Source organism: Photorhabdus sp. CRCIA-P01 (genome assembly GCF_003545805.1).
GTDB lineage: Bacteria > Pseudomonadota > Gammaproteobacteria > Enterobacterales > Enterobacteriaceae > Photorhabdus > Photorhabdus antumapuensis.
Genome location: NZ_NMQR01000020.1, coordinates 36,936 through 55,050, shown reverse-complemented (window position 1 = coordinate 55,050; position 18,115 = coordinate 36,936). Strand labels below are relative to the sequence as shown.

General features: G+C 40.3%; 12 protein-coding genes and 1 pseudogene. 9 read left to right on the top strand and 4 right to left on the bottom strand.

From position 1 onward, the window contains the following. Positions 1-104 precede the first annotated feature (104 nt). Together fghA and D3222_RS13345 are read left to right on the top strand one after the other, a co-directional pair. On the top strand, positions 105-953 hold the full coding sequence (gene fghA / locus D3222_RS13350) for an S-formylglutathione hydrolase (RefSeq protein ID WP_118986615.1): 849 nt from the start codon (positions 105-107) through the stop codon (positions 951-953). Between the two features lie 759 nt (positions 954-1,712). Then, positions 1,713-2,588: an AvaI/BsoBI family type II restriction endonuclease gene (locus D3222_RS13345; protein WP_118986614.1), complete on the top strand. Its 876-nt coding sequence runs from the start codon at positions 1,713-1,715 to the stop codon at positions 2,586-2,588. 23 nt (positions 2,589-2,611) lie between these two features. On the opposite strand, the gene D3222_RS13340 is transcribed toward D3222_RS13345, so the two are convergent. Then, positions 2,612-4,045 carry a site-specific DNA-methyltransferase gene (locus D3222_RS13340; protein WP_118986613.1) on the bottom strand — a complete coding sequence of 478 codons (1,434 nt, stop codon included), beginning with the start codon at positions 4,043-4,045 and terminating at the stop codon, positions 2,612-2,614. 1,619 nt (positions 4,046-5,664) lie between these two features. On the opposite strand from D3222_RS13340, the gene D3222_RS13330 reads away from it, so the two are divergent. The 7 genes from D3222_RS13330 to crtB all read left to right on the top strand — a co-directional run bounded on the left by D3222_RS13330 (position 5,665) and on the right by crtB (position 13,690). After that, positions 5,665-5,994: a hypothetical protein gene (locus D3222_RS13330; RefSeq protein WP_118986611.1), complete on the top strand. Its 330-nt coding sequence runs from the start codon at positions 5,665-5,667 to the stop codon at positions 5,992-5,994. 484 nt (positions 5,995-6,478) lie between these two features. Then, on the top strand, positions 6,479-7,912 hold the full coding sequence (locus tag D3222_RS13325) for a carotenoid oxygenase family protein (protein WP_157975325.1): 1,434 nt from the start codon (positions 6,479-6,481) through the stop codon (positions 7,910-7,912). A 75-nt stretch (positions 7,913-7,987) separates the two neighbouring features. Further along, positions 7,988-8,890, top strand: a complete 903-nt coding sequence (locus tag D3222_RS13320) for a polyprenyl synthetase family protein (protein ID WP_118986609.1) — start codon at positions 7,988-7,990, stop codon at positions 8,888-8,890. Between the two features lie 22 nt (positions 8,891-8,912). Further along, complete coding sequence (gene fni, locus D3222_RS13315; RefSeq protein ID WP_118986608.1) at positions 8,913-9,944, top strand: type 2 isopentenyl-diphosphate Delta-isomerase; 1,032 nt, start codon at positions 8,913-8,915, stop codon at positions 9,942-9,944. Between the two features lie 113 nt (positions 9,945-10,057). Beyond that, the gene (gene crtY, locus D3222_RS13310) at positions 10,058-11,233 is read left to right on the top strand and encodes a lycopene beta-cyclase CrtY (protein WP_118986607.1); all 1,176 of its coding nucleotides are present in this window, start codon (positions 10,058-10,060) and stop codon (positions 11,231-11,233) included. Further along, positions 11,226-12,707: a phytoene desaturase gene (locus D3222_RS13305; protein ID WP_118986606.1), complete on the top strand. Its 1,482-nt coding sequence runs from the start codon at positions 11,226-11,228 to the stop codon at positions 12,705-12,707. The genes crtY and D3222_RS13305 overlap by 8 nt, the downstream gene beginning before the upstream one ends. Further along, positions 12,704-13,690 (top strand): 15-cis-phytoene synthase CrtB, encoded by a 987-nt coding sequence (gene crtB / locus D3222_RS13300; protein WP_118986605.1) that lies wholly within the window; start codon positions 12,704-12,706, stop codon positions 13,688-13,690. Before D3222_RS13305 ends, crtB begins: the two co-directional genes overlap by 4 nt. Before the next feature lie 153 nt (positions 13,691-13,843). On the opposite strand, the gene D3222_RS13295 is transcribed toward crtB, so the two are convergent. The 3 genes and pseudogenes from D3222_RS13295 to D3222_RS26550 form a co-directional block, all read right to left on the bottom strand. Next, positions 13,844-15,394, bottom strand: a complete 1,551-nt coding sequence (locus tag D3222_RS13295; protein WP_118986604.1) for a DNA polymerase — start codon at positions 15,392-15,394, stop codon at positions 13,844-13,846. Continuing rightward, positions 15,387-17,051, bottom strand: coding sequence for an RNA-directed DNA polymerase (locus D3222_RS13290; protein WP_118986603.1), 1,665 nt, complete (start codon positions 17,049-17,051; stop codon positions 15,387-15,389). Before D3222_RS13290 ends, D3222_RS13295 begins: the two co-directional genes overlap by 8 nt. Positions 17,052-17,396: 345 nt before the next feature. Then, a pseudogene (locus D3222_RS26550) lies at positions 17,397-17,667 on the bottom strand (reverse transcriptase domain-containing protein); the annotation flags it as partial. Positions 17,668-18,115 lie beyond the last annotated feature (448 nt).

The following is an 18,115-nucleotide window of genomic DNA, read 5'->3' as shown; positions in this document are numbered from 1 at the left end:
AGTTAAAAACCGTGCTGTGACAGGCGGTTTTTAACAAAATAGGAAACGATGGTCAAGTTCACCGTGAAATGAGTGAACCTATACGTTTTACAGAGAGGAAAAGAATGGAGAGGATTGAACGCCACGCTTGTTTTGGGGGATGGCAAGATGTTTATCAGCACGACTCAGCCGTACTTGGCTGCACCATGAATTTTGCTGTCTATCTTCCTCCTCAGGCTGAACATCAGAAATTACCGGTGCTGTACTGGCTCTCAGGACTAACATGCAATGAGCAGAACTTCATTACTAAAGCCGGTGCTCAACGCTACGCTGCCGAACAGGGTATTGTCCTTGTCGCCCCAGATACCAGTCCACGTGGTGAGAAAGTTGCAGATGATGACGCTTATGATTTGGGCCAGGGAGCCGGTTTTTACCTCAACGCAACACAGGAGCCCTGGGTGCCGCACTATCGCATGTATGATTATATGGTGTCAGAGCTACCGGAACTGATCGAAGCACACTTCCCAGCAACAGACGATCGGGCCATTAGTGGCCACTCTATGGGCGGCCACGGCGCACTGACAATCGCGCTGCGTAATCCGGATCGTTACCGCAGTGTATCGGCCTTTTCACCGATTATTGCTCCCTCTCAGGTTCCTTGGGGGAAAAAAGCTTTTCGCGCTTATCTGGGAGAGGTCCGTGACACATGGAAAGCCTATGATACAGTCGAGCTGCTAGCTAATAGCACCGAACCATTGCATATGTTAATTGATATCGGTACTGATGATCCGTTTCTTAAAGAACAGTTACGTCCTGAGCTGCTAAAAGATGTATGCGAAAATACGGGTTATCCCTACACATTGAACCTGCGCGCTGGTTATGATCATAGCTACTATTTTGTCGCCAGTTTTATCGGCGAGCATATCACGTATCATGCCAACGTATTGAAGGGAACTTGTTCTGATAATCAATGAATTACATTCGAATCCAGACAAAAATACCATAATAAAAACAGATGGTTATAAATATTAATTGACATTGAGCTCTATTGTTAAACACACCCTGAATCAGTTCGACTCCGCATTTGATCAGATAACGTACGAGAGTAAGGCATTCATTCCAATGCACTCAAAATCGAGACTATAAAACTAGAGCACACCTTAGTGATCATAATTCTTTAGCTAACTCCGTTTGTGATAGGGTCGAATTGTAATTCGACTATGTGTGGGAGGATTCCTTCGTGCCTTTTGGCTGAAACCTGACAGCCGCTTTGGTCACATAAACATTACTTCACTTTTGCTGACCATCCCCTTATCCCTTGCTCCTTCACCACCTGCGGCTACGTTGTTCCCGATGCTCTGCACCCTGAAATTACTTTCAACACACAACCGGGTGGAGAACGGCTGGTGAAACAGCAGGTTTCACTGCTCTTAAAATACAACTTATTAGCTGAAACAATCACAGGAGCAGCCTTGTGTCGCACCACAGAATTATTTACAAGGTCTCCCCCTAGCTTAGGCTCATCGTGCTATTGCGCTAAGCTGTAACACGGAACGATTGATTTTAACTGTTTGGATAGTTAACTACTATAAACATACAAAGTTCTTAATCAGCCCAAGCAACCTTATTGTAAAGATTCATTAAAACTATTAAGTTATGATTCATAAAAATCTTATACCAGATCTCAGGTATAACTAACTTCATAAGTCCAACAAAAAATGGTTTAGATTAAAATGAGAACAGTTACAAAGGCTAGTGATCTAGTCACAACAAAAGAAGCTACTGTAAATGGTTTTTCTTGGCAGGCTAACGAAAAAGCCAATAGAACAAAGGCTTTTTTTTCAAACGCAAATTATTTCATAAAAGCAGCAAACCAAATTAAATCTATCGAAGATATACGTCGAGACAAGATAATCACTGATGTTGTCATTGCGTCTTGTATGTTATCGAAAAAAAGCCTATCCCACTTAACTAGAGAAGCTCAAGATGAAATTATCACTAATCTTATCGAGTTTGAAAAATTACAAGATCCGGAATATGTAAACTCACTAGTAAGAAAGTATTTCTTGACTTCAGGCGACTCGTTAGGTGGTACAATGCGTAATATTGTCGGTCAGTCTGCCCAAGAAAAACTTACAGAAGCAATCGTTACTAGATTAGGACAGATAGGCATCAGACCAAGTAGGTTATTTAATACCTCCAACAAGACAGTTACTATTTGCTGGAATGATAGAAGAGTAATTTTCGATAAAAAACCACAATTTATTGGTAAATCTGTAGACATAATAGTGGTTAAAGGCACATCTGCTGCAACTGGTAACCTCGAAAACCCTGAAGATTATTTATGTTGCGGAGAGCTAAAAGGCGGAATAGATCCAGCCGGAGCCGACGAACACTGGAAAACAGCAAAAACTGCACTGGAAAGAATAGCTGTCTCCTTCGAAAATCAGGGTATCAATATGCCTAAATTCATTTTTCTCGGATCAGCAATAGAAACAGCCATGTCGACTGAAATATTTAGTCTATTGCAGTCGGGCTGGCTTTCCGGTGCAGCTAACATAAACTATATTGACCAATTTAATGAAGTTATTGATATCATAATTTCATAGTCGGATAGCATCAGCTATTACGATTACTCTTTCTCCCAAATGTAAATACACTTCCTCAGCTCGCTTCTCCCATGTTTTTTCATTTGTTGCGAGCTGTTGCCTTTTCCTTTAGGAAGCACCCATATTACATCTGTTTTTAATCCAAATTCTGAGGCGATCTCACTTAGAAGCAGATCAACCGGTACTTCCAAGCCATTGTAACGTACATTATCATTCACCATGACATATTTAGCCCCTTTTTTCATTTTTCTAGCCACTTGAGCTAAGTGAATAGCAGAGTCATAGAAGTACCCTTCGACCATCGTTTTTATGCCTTTATTATTTAGGGCTCCCCTCTTAGCTTCATCCTCCAAAAATGCGATAATTTTTTGTAAACACTCTTGCTTAGAAAAAACAGTATCAACTGTATTTTTAAGTGAACTTTCAATCCATTCAAATTGCTTCGGCTTATTTTCTACAGTACAAGTCAGCAGTGTTTGACGAAGCTCTCGGAGCTCATCTTCACCTATCCCAAGATAAGCGAGCTCAAGAGCATAAGTTCTTGTGTAATCATAACGGTTACAGTATGGCGGCGATGTTATTACGATATCTACAGATTCATCTGCAAGTTCATCTATCTTCTCTAATACAGACCCTTGAAAAATTTTAATTTGGTTATTTTCCAATCTGCAACTTTCTTCAAATAAGTCTTCAGCGTGGTTGAGATCATCAATAATGTTTTTCAATTTATCACTTAGGGCTTCAAAAAAAGAATAAATCGTTCCTTTGTTGAAATTAGTTTTTTTCTCTTTATTGAAAAATCTCGGAGAGCGATAATCCCAACGTAAATATTGTCCATCTTTGCGAGTAAAACTGAATTTTTCAAGAATAGAAAACGCTACAAAATCCAGAAATAAACGAAAAGTTTCATCAAGCTGCTGGGACGACCAACTTTTATACTTACATAACTCGAGTTCTGATTCTTGAGAAAATGCATCTTTAGTAATTCTAAGATGACCAAAGGTCCATTCCGGTTTAATTGACAACCATTCTTCACGGCTATTTAATGCTCTTTTTGCATAATCGATAATCTCTTCCGAAGACAATTGTGCAAATGCATTCCTACATTGAATAAAAAAAGCACCAACAGGCATCAATTCCACCGCTATTCCATTCATCTGCTTATACGTTTCTGCAACAAAAGGAGCTGCACCAGTACCAGCAAATGGGTCTAACAATGTTTGCCCAGTTCGAGCACCTAGACTGTCTAAAATATACTCTATTAATTGCTTTGAAAAACCTTCTCTATAATAAAACCAACGGAAGATAGGTTCACTCTTATTAGCTTGAAAACTGACCATTTTCCTATTTAAGTCTTGGTTTACAAGAAGTTTTTCTCGGTATTTATCCTGCAATTTTTCTATGCAATTATTCGCATCAGTATAGTGAGTAGTGTATTCTTCGACAGCTGTTGACATGGTATGCTTGACCTACTTCAGGTATCATATATTAAATTCAATAATACGCACTCAGTGCGCATTGGTCAATTGTTAATTTGAAAAAAGATACTATGACTTTAAAGCCGAACTTCAGTAAAGAACTCAAAAAACACCAAGAAAAACTGGAGCTTACACAAAAGATGATGTGTGATGTGCTTTTCGGTGTCCCACATAGAACACTTCAGAGCTGGCTCTTAGGTGAAAAACTGCCCCCTATTTACTATCAGCAGCTGATTCTCCAACGATTAACCTCATATGGGAATAATAGAGACAACAATTGATTGGATGAATTTTAAATACCTGTAGTTCGCTCAACGATGGCTATTTAATTGTTATAGATTACTATAGTTGACAATGAAAAGAGAGTCTACCAAACCCAAACGAACCACCTTAACCACTCAAACCGACTTTGAACTAAGAGTGTAACACGTTGTCAGTTCCCTTTTAACCATTAAGCTTTGGGTGCTCGACTCTAATTTCAACATTCGGTTTAAGTGATTAATATCACCCTGTTTCAATAGAGCAGACCAAAAAAGAATTCAGAAATCAAAAGCCCAATTAGCCATACCCAAAAAGACCATGGTACATATTAATACAACCATTTAAGAGTAACTTTATCAGAATATTCAAACCCAGAGGTGAATAGCCATCGACTTGTTAGATACTTTACAATGAGACAAAGCTACTAAAATACATCCTTTGTAATAATGGATGGAGGCCCCACACTGAGTCAATTGAGCCAAAATTAAATAGCTATATTCGTTTTACTGGAGCATCCATTTAGAGGATTGGTCATGGAATAAGGTATCATTTTTTCTCAGCATTTAACTGCTTTGCAACAAGAACTGCTTGTTGCATTTGACGATATAAACAACGGATTAACTGATATTTCATACCAAATCCTACAACAACTTTATGAAGAGTTACTTGAACAGCTAAAAAGGGCAGATGATATTAGGAAACAGACTTTTCATCGGTAACAAAAGTAGGAAATGAAATTCGTCATAAATAAACTTAATAATCTCCCATGTAAGACATTGGGGTACAAAACACCCAATGACTTTATCTTATAGTATTAGATAAAGTCATTTGTATTTATTATACGCATGCACAGACTTTAATTAAGTATTTACCCAAAAGTAAATTGTTGTCATAAACCAATTAGATAATCGATTGAGAAAAAATCAAGATGGCAAAGTATCTACTGAGTTATTAAAGAAACACGAAATTACTTACTCACAGTGTGATTATGTCTTAATTACTATGATAAACCGCAAAATATTATAAATTGAAATTATTATCAATTAAAACAATTAAAACAATTAAGGTGTTATTATATAAAAATAAATATATCATTGGATTGAAAATAGAAATAGTAACCATACTAAATATCTAACGAAAGGWAATCATTTATTCTTGGTGCTTATCAAGATAATTTTTATTTTTTCATAGAATACCTATAATAATTATTTGTTATAGTGGTTTTAATGTGTTATTTACCTCACCTGTTAAGGTTTATTTTTTATTTAATACATCTTAGACGACTTATGTAGTTGAATAGCTAAATGTTATTAATTTTTTCTCAAAAGGAGACTGTGATGACATTGCAAGAAATTGGCAAGATGAGTCTTAAAAATTCAGGTGGATTTGTTGCTAGAATCCAATTCAGTTATATGGATGGCGACGGTGAAAAGCATTTAAGTAAACAAGGTAATAATATTACTCTTGGATTAACAGATACTGTTGACCCTGGCGATCTTGGAGTTCCTGATGGCTCAATAGTTTTTATGCATGTATTTGTAGTATGGGGAAATGATAATGAAGCCCGTAAAGCTTTTTTATACAAAAAAGGAAGCCAAGTACTTGCCAGCTACGATATCAGTGGTACGACATTAAGTAGTGATCTTGGTTTGATCGATATTTCGTAATACATATATACCCTATGGATTTCAAGATGCATCGCGACGGCAAGGGAGTGAATCCCCGGGAGCATGGCTAACTATGTGACCGGGGTGAGTGAGCGCAGCCAACAAAGAGGCAACTTGAAGGATAACGAGTATAAACCTTCCATTTTTAAACTGCCTCCCTATGTACGGATTAGTGTCCAACATTTGGGGGACAGTTCATGCTTGCACTCTCTCACGTTCCGAGCCTGAGAACACGTTTATCAGGCATTGCTCCTAATATTTCAGTCACCCTTCTACATGTACACCATCACACCAAAAGTGTGTTAGTTAGTAGCAGAATTCTTTTTTGTGATTTCAGTTATAAAAATCCATTTGAAAAAAAATAGTTCTGTTCATCTTCAGCACAGTGCTGTTACTTTAATATCGTTGTATCTTCTTAATAGAGCGCCGGTATTAAATCATTACTTATTATTCGGTATTCGGTTGGAAATATAGAGGTGAAGACTTGAGCAATTTTGTATTCTCGAAAAACCATCTGAATCCCTTTCAATCTCAGTTGGAGGAACTTGATTCAAAATTAGTTCCTATTGAGGGAGAAGTTCCTTCAAAGTTAAAAGGTACTTTCTTTAGAATTGGTCCCGGTCGCCTGCACAGAGGAGACGAATATTATAATCATCCATTTGATGGAGATGGGATGATATTTAAAGTAACGTTCAGTGATAATGGGGTATTCTATAGAAACAGACATGTATTAACAAAGGAATACTTAAGAGAGGAAAAAGCTCAAAGGTTACTGTATCGCTCAGTTGGAACCGTCCCCAAAAAACTAAAACTCAGGATGAGATTTTTTATTATTAAAAATCCGGCAAATACAAATATTGTGTATCATTCTCATAGACTTTTGGCGTTATGGGAAGGAGGGATGCCACATTTAATTAATCCGGTAACTCTTGAGACAATTTCAAAATATGATTTTTCTGGAAAGCTAAGAACACGATTTTCTTTCCTTCCCAAACTTAACCTTTGTGAAGTACCCTTTACAGCACATCCTAAAAAAATACCAGATGATGATAATTTATATGGATTTGGTGTGACATATGGTATTGGTTCTAAGTTGACGCTATACAAAATAGACAGTGCCGGTGACCTGACTGTTATACGCAATATTCGGTTTAAGAAAAGGTACTTAATTCACGATTTCATAGTGACAAAAAATTACTTTTTATTTTTTTTAGGTGGACCGCATATAAAGCTTACGTTGAGGAATATAATTGGCAATGAAAGCATCCTTGCATCCATGAGTTCACGTGAAAGTGAAGATAGCAGAATTCTTTTAGTTTCAAGAGAATGCCATGATGCGAAATTCTATGATGCAGTTCCTGGATTTATTTTTCACTTCGTAAATGGCTATGAAGATGCCAGTGGGAATGTGATTTTTGATGCCTCATTTTGGAGGTCATTCCCAGTATTTACACACAATATATTTGAAAATAATAGTTCAGAGCTTTGTCGTTTTACTTTATCCACTGTATCCGGGAATGTCGATAAAGAAATTTTATTCAGGGGAAATACTGATTTCCCAGCCATAAACCCTATAGTCTGTGGTAGAAAGAACCGATATGCCTGGTTCGTTTGCTGGGGGGATTCTGAAAGTGAAGAGAGATCAATAATTAAATTTGATTTTTTTAACGAGAGTGTATTAAGCCACAGTTTTGATAATGACTTGCCTGAAGAACCTGTTTTTGTAGCCAAAGAGGATTCTGTTAAAGAAGATGATGGTTGGCTTATTTTCAAGGTTTATGTCGAAAAATTACACTGTACAGATATCGTGGTTTTAAATGCTGATGATCTCTCAATGGCGTGCAGATTACGTTTGCCGCACCATATCCCAATGGGAATGCACCACTGCTGGATAAATGAAGTTATGCTAGAAACCTAAAACCAGTAGCAATATAAACTTATCATTGTTTTTCAAATGATTAGTGAAATTATTTACGTGATTCGGGAAATATTTATGAACGTTAATACTGCACGCGTTATGAATTACGAAGAGACATTACTGGAGCTACAGAGTGCACTACAACAGCACCTAGAACTGGTACTTCCTTCAGGAGCCCCGGATGACAAAGTCTGCGCAGCCATGCGAGAAAGTACACTGGTGTCTGGAAAACGTATCCGCCCTCTCTTATTGCTGCTCATAGTCTTGGATCTTGGAGAAAACCCCAGGAAGAGTGACTTTCTACAGCTGGCATCTGCAATTGAAATAGTGCATGCAGCCTCATTAATTTTAGACGATCTTCCCTGCATGGATAATGCTGAGCATCGGCGCGGACGCCCAGCTATTCATCGGCAGTATGGTGAAAGTGTCGCGATCCTGGCGGCTGTAGCCTTGCTGAGCCGGGCTTTTGGCCTCATTGTAAAAACAAACCTTTCTGAATACGATAAATCTGCTGCTGTCGCCATACTTTCCCATGCAATCGGTTTAAACGGTCTTGTCCAAGGGCAGTTTCGCGATCTGAACAATAGATCATGTACTGGTAATTATCATACCATTACGGCTACCAACGATTTAAAAACCGGCTTGCTTTTCGACGCAACATTCCAGTTAGCGGCAATTGCTGTGAATGCACCTGATATAACTCGTCAGGCATTACGTCATGTATCACAACATTTGGGGCAGGCGTTTCAATTACTGGATGACTTGAACGATGACCAGAATAATACAGGGAAAGATATGTATCAGGATAAGGAGAAGTTAACAATGGTGACTCTTCTCGGAAAATCTAAAGTACATGAACATTTACACAAGCACATCAGATACATTGATAAATACTTGGCGGTAGTGTGTCGCAGACATTCAGCCTCACGATATTTTATACAACGCTGGTTTGATAAAAATATTGCGATGTTTAATTAATTTCAACCTTGGCCCGAAAAAAATGAAAAAGATCGATCACACTCAGCGTAAAAATGAGCATCTGGATATTATATTCCATTCCCCTCAAACTGAGACCCAGGTAAAAACGGGGTTTGCTGAGTGGCGATTTCAGCATTGTGCTCTGCCAGAATTGGATCTAGACAGTATAAATCTTAAGTGTTCCCTCTTTGGAAAAATTTTGCAGGCGCCACTGCTCATAAGCTCTATGACGGGAGGGGTTCATCGTGCTCATGCGATTAATCATCATCTTGCAGAGGCAGCTCAAGTACTGGGAATTTCAATGGGGGTCGGGTCGCAGCGTGTTGCTCTTGAAAATGAGGCAAACGATGGGCTTAGCCACTCACTACGTCAGATAGCTCCTGATATTCTCCTTTTCGCTAATCTCGGGGCAGCCCAAATTCGTGGCGAGCGCGGGTTTAATTATGCTCTGCGAGCAGTACAGATGATTGAAGCCGATGCTCTAATTATCCATCTGAATCCGCTACAGGAGGCGCTGCAACAGGGGGGAGACCGTAACTGGCGCCATGTTCTATATGCTATTGAACAACTCGTAACAAAACTTGGGGTGCCCATAATTGTTAAAGAAGTAGGTTCAGGTTTATCGCTGCCTGTCGCATACCAATTGGCAGAAGCTGGAGTCAGTATGCTGGATATAGCCGGAGCTGGGGGAACCAGTTGGGCAGCGATTGAAGCCGAACGAGCGCCCACACCGTATCACCGCGCATTGGCCATGGCATTTGCTGACTGGGGAATTCCGACCACAACAGCACTGCGTGAAATACGCGAGGCACTTCCAAATATGCCACTGATCGCCTCTGGCGGTATCAGAAATGGTGTTGATGCCGCCAAAGCTTATTGCATGGGGGCACAATTGGTCGGTCAGGCCGCTGCCGTCATACATAGTGCAGCCCTCTCCACAGATGCAGTTATAGAACATTTCCAATTAATTATTGAACAGATAAAAGTCGCCTGCTTTTGCACAGGAAGCGCCGATATTACTGCGCTGCGTACAGCTGTTCTGCTACCAACATGAGTTTTTCCGCTATGACTGAATATCTTTAATCCCTTTCAACAAACACGAATTTCCGTGATGTATATGACTCTCGATGAGGTTAATAACTTTGTGATTGTCGGAGGATCAATAAAATGATGTACGACTGGGATCTGATTTTGGTGGGGGGAGGATTGGCTAACGGGCTGATCGCGATGCGTCTTCAGCAGTGTAAACCGCATCTGCGAGTATTGATTATTGAAAACACAGAAACAATAGGGGGCAATCACACGTGGTCATTTCATCAACACGATCTTACCGAGGCAGAACATAGGTGGATAGCACCGCTGATCACCTATCGATGGTCAGGTTACGACGTAATTTTTCCAGCATTTCAACGCACATTGCCACATTCATATTTCAGTGTCACGTCCCGACACTTTGCCAACATACTCCATGCGTATTTGGGTGAGCGTATCCAGACTCGTTTATTGGTACAGGAGCTGACGCCACGGAAGGTTTACTTACAAGACGGTTCGGCTCTAAGTGCAGGCGCAGTCATTGATGGGAGAGGCTGGCGACCAGGACCGTTTATGGGGAATGGTACCCAGGCATTTTTTGGTCAGGAATGGGAGCTGGAAGAGCCGCACTCTTTAACCCATCCGATTTTAATGGATACCAGTGTGGGACAGAATACAGGTTATCGCTTTGTCTATGTCCTGCCGTTTTCCTCAACTCGTCTGCTGATAGAGGACACTCATTACGTTGATCGAGGGACACCGGATAAGTCCTTGTCACAAACAACTATCGCAGAGTACGCGAAGAGGCATGGCTGGAAACTGGGTAAACTCGTTCGAGAAGAGAGCGGTTGTCTCCCGATTACACTTACAGGGGATTTTACCTCTTTCTGGGCACAACTAGCAGGCCAGCCCACCTGCGGGTTACGTGCAGCTTTGTTTCACCCCACAACAGGCTACTCTCTGCCACACGCCGTTCGGTTGGCAGATCGTATTGTTGCTCTGCCAGAGCTTACCGATACCTCCTTATTCATTACCCTCAGGGATTACGCACGACAGCAGTGGCAACACCAACGCTTTTTCCGTCTTCTAAATCGCATGCTCTTCCTTGCTGGGGAGCCACAACAACGTTGGAAAGTGATGCAACGTTTTTATCAACTTTCCCCAGACCTGATAGCGCGTTTTTATGCGGAACAACTTAATTCCGTCGATAAGGCCCGGATTCTCATAGGTAAACCACCGGTGCCGATAAAGGGTGCCCTAAAGGCAATGTTTAAACAACACAAGAAGCTTCAGGGTTTTTATCATGATTAAAGCGCTGATAATTGGTGCTGGTTTTGGTGGGCTGGCGCTGGCAATAAGGCTCCAGTCCGCGGGGATTTCGACATGTATTTTGGAACAACGGGATAAACCAGGTGGACGCGCCTATGTCTATAAGGAACAGGGGTTCACCTTTGATGCCGGTCCCACCGTAATCACCGCTCCCAATGCCATTGAAGAGTTGTTCACACAGGCTGGTAAACGTATGGCTGATTACGTCGATTTACTTCCCGTACGCCCTTTTTATCGGCTCTGTTGGGAGTCGGGCAAGATGTTTGATTACGACAATGATCAGCAACATCTGGAAGCGCAAATCCATACGTTCAATCCAAGAGATGTTAACGGGTATCGACGCTTTCTGGACTATTCCCGGGAAGCCTTTGATGAAGGCTACCTGAAACTTGGAACAGTGCCCTTCCTCTCTTTTCGCGACATGCTGAGTGCGGCTCCACAGTTGGTACGTCTACACGCATGGCGTAGTGTTTATAGTCAGGTGGCACACTTTATCAAGGATGAGAGTCTGCGCCAGGCATTTTCATTTCACTCGCTACTGATAGGAGGTAACCCCTTTGCTGTATCTTCTATCTATACTTTGATCCACGCACTGGAACGAGAATGGGGGGTCTGGTTTCCGCGTGGAGGAACCAGCGCCCTGGTCGAGGCAATGGTGAAATTGTTTACTGACATTGGTGGAAAAATTGAGCTTAATGCAAAGGTAAAACGCTTCACCACCCATGACAATCGGGTCACAGGTGTACAATTGACTGATGGACGAAATATGACATGTGACGTTGTGGCCTCGAATGCCGATGTTGTGCATACCTATAAGCACCTGTTGGGTCAGCATCCGGTCGGAATGGCCCGCGCCCGAACACTGGTGCGTAAACGAATGAGCAACTCACTGTTCGTGCTTTATTTCGGTCTGAGCCACCACCATGCGCAGTTAGCCCATCATACAGTTTGTTTTGGTCCACGCTATAAGGAACTCATCGAAGATATTTTTTATCATGACCGACTGGCGGAGGATTTTTCGCTCTATCTCCATGCCCCCTGTGTTACTGACCCATCCCTTGCTCCCCCGGGATGCGCAAGTTACTACGTTCTGGCCCCTGTACCGCACTTAGGGACAGCTAATCTCAACTGGGATATAGAGGGGCCACGCTTACGTGACCGTATTTTCGCGTATCTGGAAAAGTACTATATGCCCGGTCTGCTCAAGCAGTTAGTCGTTCATCGTATCTTTACCCCATTTGATTTTCGTGATCAGCTAAATGCCCATCTAGGTTCGGCCTTCTCCTTTGAGCCGTTGCTGACACAAAGCGCCTGGTTCCGACCACACAATCGGGACAACCGCATTGATAATCTGTACCTCGTCGGCGCAGGCACGCATCCTGGAGCGGGTATTCCCGGCGTGATTGGATCAGCAAAAACCACAGCCACATTGATGTTAGAAGATATCACCAGATGAATTCCATGCTACTTAAACACGTTACTCAGATAATGGAGCAAGGCTCAAAAAGTTTTGCTAGTGTCACCCGACTTTTCGATACGGCAACACGGCACAGCACAATGATGCTGTACGCCTGGTGCCGTTATTGTGATGATATAATAGACGGGCAAGAACTGGGGAGACAAATAAGCAATGTTGATAAGTATGACGCCCACGAGAAACTTCAAATGCTGCAATACCTGACGAAGCAGGCTTATGACGGTTTGCCGATGACCGAACCTACCTTTGCAGCCTTTCAGATAGTCGCTCTGAGTCATGAAATCCCTCAGCAACAGGCCTTCGAACATCTGGAGGGATTCGCGATGGATGTACGCGGTGACCCTTGCAGAACGTTAGATGATACTCTGAGATATTGTTACCATGTCGCGGGAGTGGTTGGGCTGATGATGGCAAGGGTGATGGGGGTTCGTGAGGCGAGTGTGTTGGATCGGGCCTGCGATCTAGGAATTGCTTTTCAGTTAACTAACATTGCTCGGGATATTATTGAGGACGCGAAGGCCGGGCGTTGCTACCTTCCGCTAGAATGGCTTTACCAAGAAGGACTAATGCCGGACACACTTATTTATACCGAAAACCGTCCTGCACTAGCTCGGGTGGTATCCCGATTGATGGTGGAAGCGGAGTCTTATTATACTTCGGCTCTGACAGGGCTTGCTGGTTTACCTTTGCGTTCAGCCTGGGTCATAGCTTCTGCTCATGGTATCTATCGTGAAATCGGCATTAAAGTGCAGCAAGCAGGAGTACAGGCTTGGGAATGCAGACAAAGAACTAATCGTAGAGAGAAAATTACCTTATTAATGGCTGGCGCAATGCAGGCGCTTATGTCTCGGGTGGCAATAATAACGCCTCGCGATCCCAAATTGTGGCAGCGGCCTCATGAAAAATTAACTCCACTTTGTTATGCAGCACCCTGCATTTCATCATCTAAACAGAAATGTTAACTATGAATGTCAATAATGGGTTAAAAATGGGCCTTCCAGCAAAAAAGTTTTATCCTTTATGCCGTAAAAAGTGACATTTCTAAATTGGTAGAAAGTGACATTATTATATTGATGTTACATCTGACATGTAGTAATAAGAAGTCATGCCATGACCTAATCTTCAAAGAAAGTGTCGATAGAAGCTTTACCTACAATCTTTTGTCCAAAATGGTCAGACATAACATTTGCAAGCAATTCTGCTATAACTTTATCCTCGAAATCTAACGGCACCTGTACCAAAACAGCATCATGCATAGGCAATAATAATTCTACAGCTTTCAAAGCTTCCAGCGACATCAAGGCTTCCTTAAATATTAATGAAGCTGTTCCTTGAATCACTTGACTTACAGATGAACGTTTCTCTTTTCCATCTAATGGCCCCTCTCTATCACGTATAAGGTAATTACCATTAGCAGTCCCAATCTTGCCACTTCTGGCAAAATCACTCCATATCCCTTCTTTCCATTTTTCAAAATAGACAAAGCTTTTGAATATTTCCTTAGCCACCTTTCTATTCGCACCAAATCCTACCGCTGCATCTATCAATGATTTCATCGACATCCCATAAGCATATGACAGAAATAACCTCTTCGCGTCCTTCCTCATATTTATATTATTGAAAAGTTTCTCAGCGAAACCCACATACATATCTTTCCCCGAGTATAATGATAACAGCTCCTCATCTTGTGAAAGAGCTGCCATTATTCCAGCCTCAAATTGATCATAGTCAACATATACAAATCGCTTTCTATCGTCCGGAATTAGTATGTTACGATGCTTTTTTGCAAGATTCTGCAAGGATGGGTCTCTTAAATAAATCCTAGAAGTAATAGACCCAAAAGTATCAACCATCGGATAAGCACGGCGCGTGCTTAAAGGTATAGAATTAAGAACGTTTCTAGATCGAGATAGTTTCCTAAGCGACAATACATCTTTCGCGTAATTACTTTCCATAGGGACAAATTTAAGGATATAGTCCACGTCTACACCCGTAAAATCATATCCCATAGGCTCTAAATACTCTATAACATCTTGATCATCAGGTACTTCAAGAGGTACATTATATTTTGCTGAGTATTCTTTCAATGCAGTGTAGAAATCATGCTCAAGGTTTTTTTTATGTATTAAAAGTTGGCCCTGATTTATTTTAATTCCCCTGCAAATTGAATTTATAACATATCTCGAAACAGGAATCTCTATACTTTCAAACCGATATAACTCATCATTTAAAGATGCATAATTTTTAACTGAAAGATAATGTTCCCTTAGTAAAAGGCTAAAGTCCCTAAAAACCGCCTCTTCAAAAGGTAAAGTTCGGTTAAATATTTTAAAATACCTAGAACATAAGTCCTCATTACCTTCATATATATTCGACCTTCTCGTGATATCCTTGCAGTCTCTTAACAATCTTTCTTTCTTCATTCCAGATACAATAATTTGGAATTCATCTACATCTACAATCAAAGATGGGAGTGACCCAATAGACATCCAAATTGACGGAGCGATTAACCAATAATCGTGGCAAACAATCAGCTCTGTTTGTGATACTATTTGCTCTGCACAAACCTCAGAGAAGACATTCCCATTTAATAGAAAATACCTATCTTCACCTAACTCAGAATAATCTTTAATAAATAAAAATACTTTAGGTTGAGCATCAATCATAGGTGGTAACCTCGTCATATAGATCAACAATCTTAGGAAACTTCCGTTCTGCTAACGGGCGATTATTATAATAGTGTGGCGTAGCCCTTCTAGCCGTATTCCTAAGCTTAATTGTCAATTTTTCAACTATTTTTTTTAATGAGTCTTGAGGCAAATCTTTAGTTGCAAGAAGAAAACTTCGTTGATGCCTGTTAGGCCAACTGGCATCAAATTGAGAGATTACCGGAATGAGTTTTTCCGTCTCACCAATACAAGACAAGTATATAAATACAGCCGCAACCTCTGGATCATTTGAAATTAAATTCAACCGCTCACATGCCGTCTCAATTAACTGGTCTGATTTAAAATTATGGTAGGCTAAAGTCAACCAGATATGATAGTTTTGCCACGAATGTATCGCAGAATCATGATCACATAGGAAATCTGTTATTTTTTCAAAATGTTTATCTAACGGCTGCAAAGCACAAATTAATCTACAGTATTGATCTGTAGAGGCTGGGTGATCGATAAAGGTACTTATAATCATATCAAGCAATTCTTCACCTAATGAAGAATGTACGTCAAAAACATTTGCATCAACAAGTTTTATCAAGCGGTTAACTGCAAATCGAAATTGTCTAGATTGTGTTTCTTGTCTCTCTATACAATCCTTAATCATTGCATGAATATACTTGGCAGATCTGGCAATAATTCTTCGATTCCGTGACTTCCACATATTATCTATAGTTATACTTCTATCATCAAGTGACGGAAAAAATTCTGCTACCAAATCCTTATCTGAATCAGATGTAAGTATTTTTGTTTTACTTGAATTGATGTTCATTCCAATAGTTCTTAATGCACCAATTAACTCAATTAGTGAACGCCTAGCACTACTTATATCTGGGCAAATTATTCTAATATCATCCACATAACGATAATAATCATAACCTAAAACAACCATTTTCTGATCGATAGAATTAAGCATGACATTAGCTATGAATGAAGAAGGATCTCTATTTTGTGGTAATCCGTGAAATTTACTGAACCCCCACTTGCAAAGTAATTCACAGAGTGTATTGATTGCATTTCTGATCTTTAATTTTTCCGCGCCATTTGCTTTCACCTGGGGGATTAGTAACTCAAAGCTTTCTTTGACTTTATCGATAGATATATTTTCAAAATAATTAAGAACATCTGTAGCCATCAAAGCTTTACTACTAGTGATTGCAGTATAGGTTACACCTTCAAAAGTTTGCCATAATTCAATCCTAGACTTAAAAAGGTACTTTTCCTTAGTTCTTTTTTTGTTATATCGATGCCCTAAAACTCGAGGCGAAAGTAATGGATCAAAAAAAGGAATTAAAAATGAACAAATTGCCTGATAAATAAATCTATCGTAAAAATCAGTTTCTAGAGAATATCTTATGCCAAGCCCTTTTTTGGGTATGTTACATAAATTTCGTAGATTCCCTTCATAGCGCCCATTACCTTCAAGCAGCAACTCCATTAGTACTTCTCTGAGATCATCCGCTTTTTCAAATAGGTCATTATAGGATAGAGGATCAGGAAACCAATCGTCTCTCATGTCCTGACGCATATGTGCAATCACCGCTTTCACATTTATTGGAAACGATAGTAGATGTTCTTTATCCCAGTCATTTTCATTATATGACATGTTAATCTCTTTAAACCTTATCAATAAGAATATATGATTTTATGAATTAACTAGATTAAACTGGCACTTACGATCTATCAGCTACTAAGTCGCAACCGATAATCCCGAGCTCTAACAAAACAGTCTGCGATTAACCACTTGCTTAACCTATTCCCTATGAGCTCTTGGGATAACGTGAAGCGCTCATGAGCACCTCTTCTTAAAACATCTTATGGCTATAGAGTGTCTACCAAACCTGTCGCGATTCATTAGCCACGCACTACCAGAGTTCAATCATAATGTAAACTCCCTGCACTGTGCGTTGTATATGACACTATGGTGTAGGTCAAATTAGTTAACAACGGTTATGTGTGTGCGTCTGCAAGATTTGGGTTTATACGAACTTGAGTTCACAAGCTGGATTAAGATTAAGAATCCTGTCCACACTCATTCCATCTAACATATTATTATTTACGCCTCTTGTCATTGCTCCCTGATTGGAATAAATATTGGCGTAAACCTGCACCCAAAGATCTTTGTTGCTACACATAATTTTATGTAATTTCTTGATCTTGCAACCTTGTGTACTGGCTTTGCTTATACCACTCAGAGCATTGAGTGTTCTTTGTGATAGCACTGACTATCGAACCTCGCATCTGTTAGTATTTACCCAACTGACTCCCCTTCCCCTATTGGTTAATTATCTAACCAACTTAGGTAATCCCACATTTCTTTGTAAGCAAGATGCATCCCACTTAGGTTTCATTTACGTTCAATTACCACTCTCACCGAGCAGGTACCAATATTATTGGATATAGCAACCTTCTAACAATAATCACTATAAATATTGGTATGACTCCTGAATAACCGTGAGTCAAAGATGTCCCGAAACCCACTATGAACTATGATTCAACCAATCAGGCTTAACCATATGGGATTTGCAATGGCTGGCGCAAAGTAGGTTATTTCCCCGCAACCAGCCTTTTCCTGACATACTGCACTTTCCTCCCTCTTTCGAGGGTTCAAACCCATTACTGGGTAAGGATTAGTCAGGCTCGCAATAGGCATTCCAACAGCCTATGATT

Bases quoted from the DNA above. Each gene is read 5' to 3' on its own strand.
- D3222_RS13320 (WP_118986609.1), top strand. From the start codon at position 7,988: ATGAACGTTAATACTGCACGCGTTATGAATTACGAAGAGACATTACTG.
- D3222_RS13345 (WP_118986614.1), top strand. From the start codon at position 1,713: ATGAGAACAGTTACAAAGGCTAGTGATCTAGTCACAACAAAAGAAGCT.
- D3222_RS13290 (WP_118986603.1), bottom strand. From the start codon at position 17,051: ATGTCATATAATGAAAATGACTGGGATAAAGAACATCTACTATCGTTT.
- D3222_RS13295 (WP_118986604.1), bottom strand. From the start codon at position 15,394: ATGATTGATGCTCAACCTAAAGTATTTTTATTTATTAAAGATTATTCT.
- fghA (WP_118986615.1), top strand. From the start codon at position 105: ATGGAGAGGATTGAACGCCACGCTTGTTTTGGGGGATGGCAAGATGTT.
- D3222_RS13330 (WP_118986611.1), top strand. From the start codon at position 5,665: ATGACATTGCAAGAAATTGGCAAGATGAGTCTTAAAAATTCAGGTGGA.
- fni (WP_118986608.1), top strand. From the start codon at position 8,913: ATGAAAAAGATCGATCACACTCAGCGTAAAAATGAGCATCTGGATATT.
- crtY (WP_118986607.1), top strand. From the start codon at position 10,058: ATGATGTACGACTGGGATCTGATTTTGGTGGGGGGAGGATTGGCTAAC.
- D3222_RS13305 (WP_118986606.1), top strand. From the start codon at position 11,226: ATGATTAAAGCGCTGATAATTGGTGCTGGTTTTGGTGGGCTGGCGCTG.
- crtB (WP_118986605.1), top strand. From the start codon at position 12,704: ATGAATTCCATGCTACTTAAACACGTTACTCAGATAATGGAGCAAGGC.
- D3222_RS13340 (WP_118986613.1), bottom strand. From the start codon at position 4,045: ATGTCAACAGCTGTCGAAGAATACACTACTCACTATACTGATGCGAAT.